This window comes from Streptomyces sp. B1866, from assembly GCF_031932565.1.
Lineage (GTDB): Bacteria > Actinomycetota > Actinomycetes > Streptomycetales > Streptomycetaceae > Streptomyces.
The window spans coordinates 1-2,498 of sequence record NZ_JAVSCF010000450.1 but is presented as its reverse complement, the minus strand read 5'-3'; the positions used below and the strand labels follow the sequence as shown (position 1 = coordinate 2,498).

The following is a 2,498-nucleotide window of genomic DNA, read 5'->3' as shown; positions in this document are numbered from 1 at the left end:
GCGGGGGCGGGCGGATCTGGTGGTGACGATGTGACGGCCGCCTGCCGTGAGGCGTGCGCCCGGTTCCGCGTACGGAGCGCCGAGGCCGGTACGCCTACGGCCGACAGGTCAGGATGCCGCCGAGGCAGGTGACCGTGAAGGAGCCGTTCGCGGTGACGGCGGCGAACTCTGCCATGCCGTTCATGCAGGTGGCAGTGGAAAGGTGCTCACCCGGCGTCCGCCCGATGACTCCCACCACAGTTCGTGACGGCCGTCACTGCCTACCTCCAGACCGTAGGAGGCCAGTGGAGGACGCCCCGCCGCCAGCCAGCTCTCGGCCACCACGCACAGCTCGTCCCACAACCGACGCGGCCCGTTCTCGACGGCCTGGGCCTCATCCTCGTGGTTCTGCCGGACACGCGCCCAGGACCCGGTGACGTGATCGGCGAGCACGTATTCCTTTCCGGCGCGGGAATCGAGTGTCACCTGCCGCACGCCCGGCATCGCAACCGACCGCAGGAACACCACCATGCGCTCCTCCAGCACCTCCCAGCCCGGGAACGGCACGCGCCGCGTGGCGCCGTTGCCGTCCGCGAGCGCCAGATCGTCTCTGGTGGTGGGAGAAACCTGTTCGGTGGTGCGGCGGATCGGCGTGAAACTCGCGTAATCCAGGAAGGGACCGCTGGCCGGTCCTCCCGGCTGGCTGACGGTCAAGCGCACCAGCCCGAAACCGACACTGGCCAGGATGACGCCACCCGGTCGGACCTGCCGCAGCCATGACTCTGGGATACGGGCGACGCCGCAGGTCGCGATCAGCCGGTCATACGGCGCGCGCGGGGAGAACCCTGCCGCTCCGTCACCGCACACGGCTGCGGGCCGGTATCCGGCACGCTCCAGGGACCTCCGAGCCGTGTCCACCAGGCCCGGGTCCACGTCGATGCTGGTCACCCGGTCACTGCCCAGCCGGTGAGCCAGAAGCGCCGCGTTGTACCCCGTGCCGGTGCCGATTTCCAGCACGTTCATGCCGTCCCGGACCTGAAGTGCTTCCAGCATGAGGGCCATCAGGCTGGGCGCTGTGGAGGAGGAGGTGGCGGACCCTTCGGCGTCCCGCTGGGTGAGCAGTGGGGTGTCGGTGTAGACGGCGGCCAGGGCGTCGTCGCGCGCGGCCACGTCGCCCAGGTCCCAAACGCGGTGGTCACCGTCTGGCGAGGGCACCGCGAAGTGACTCAGGAACGCCTCCCGGGGGACCGCCCGGAAGGCGTCCAGCCACGCGGGGTCACGCAGGTATCCGCCTCTGGCGAGCTGCTCGGCCAAGCGGTGGCGCAGGGCTTGCGCGTGCGGGGATGGCGAGGTGGTGGTCACGGTCACTCCAACTGCCCGTTGGGGGTTCAGGTCCCCTATGAACGTCCAAGCGCCTTCGGGGGGCACGATCCAGTCGGATGCCGCGAACACCAGCCCGAAGTGGTCCATCAGCCGGTGCAGGCCGTCGACCACGTTGGAGGCCGAGGCTGCCGAACAGGCTCCGGGCAGCCCGCTCACGTTTGAGACTGGGTGCCCCGCCGGGCGACGGCGAGGAGGTGGGAGTCGGCGGACGCCCGCCCGGTATCAGCACTTTCCGTGCCCACGCGATCGCGATACGTTGTGATCCCGTCGAACAGGAGCGAGTTACGTGGAAGAGGACACGCCCTCGGTGGGCCGCCTCGACGGCGCCTGGGTGCGCGGCGAGCTGTCGCAGGACGACCGCAAGGAGTTCGAGGCCGCGTTCGCCTTCGCACTCGCGGGCGTACGCATCACGTACGAGGTGGAACCGCTCGCCGAGGTGGTACGGACCTGGTGGACCGTCGCGGGCGGCGAACAGGACACGGCGGACGCGGACCGCTACCGCTCGGCCCAGGACGCGACCATCACCCGGCGCGGCCATCCCCCTCAGCAGGACCCCACACGTTGGGTGGACCGCACCGGCCCGGCGGTCCACGCCGCGCTGTCCCCGGACGACCGGGTCCGGTTTGAACTGGACTTCGCGGGAGCCGCCGACCACGCGGCCGCGACCTTCGACCACCGCCGCCTGCTGGGCGTCGTCCACGCGTGGTGGGGGGCCGCGCTCCGGCACGCCAACCCGGAGCACGTGCGCAAGGACATGGAGATGGTCCGCCGTATCGAGGCGGGCGACGAGACGGTCTACGGGCGCGACGAGGGAGACGAGTAGGCATGGCGTACGAGGTCCGCTTTGTGACCGAGGCCCGAAGGCAGCGGGACTCCCTGGGCTCCCCGGCGCGCAGGGAGTTGGAGAAGGTCCTGAACGAATTACGCCGCGACCCGTACCGGAAGGCCAAGAAGGGCGCCGAGGGCGTGTGGTGGCGAGACTTCGGCGGCAGCGGGCAGGTCATGTACCTGGTCTCCGACCAGATCGTAACGGTCACCGTGCTGCGGCTCACGTACGTGTGACGCTCGGGCGCCCCTTGGGCAAGCAATGCCCCGGCACACGCGAGGCTCCGAGGCCCGCCGCTTCGTCCTGACCT

3 protein-coding genes are annotated in these 2,498 nt (G+C 70.5%); 2 read left to right on the top strand and 1 reads right to left on the bottom strand.

The genetic code is table 11. The features are described 5' to 3' along the window. Positions 1–180 precede the first annotated feature (180 nt). Positions 181–1,518 (bottom strand): methyltransferase domain-containing protein, encoded by a 1,338-nt coding sequence (locus RKE29_RS29305; RefSeq protein WP_312008742.1) that lies wholly within the window; start codon positions 1,516–1,518, stop codon positions 181–183. Between the two features lie 130 nt (positions 1,519–1,648). Here RKE29_RS29305 and RKE29_RS29300 point away from each other — a divergent pair, with 130 nt between their 5' ends. Both RKE29_RS29300 and RKE29_RS29295 read left to right on the top strand, forming a co-directional pair. Further along, positions 1,649–2,185, top strand: a complete 537-nt coding sequence (locus RKE29_RS29300) for a DUF6247 family protein (RefSeq protein WP_312008741.1) — start codon at positions 1,649–1,651, stop codon at positions 2,183–2,185. Positions 2,186–2,187: 2 nt separating this feature from the next. Then, on the top strand, positions 2,188–2,424 hold the full coding sequence (locus RKE29_RS29295) for a hypothetical protein (RefSeq protein WP_312008740.1): 237 nt from the start codon (positions 2,188–2,190) through the stop codon (positions 2,422–2,424). The last annotated feature ends 74 nt before the right edge of the window (positions 2,425–2,498 follow it).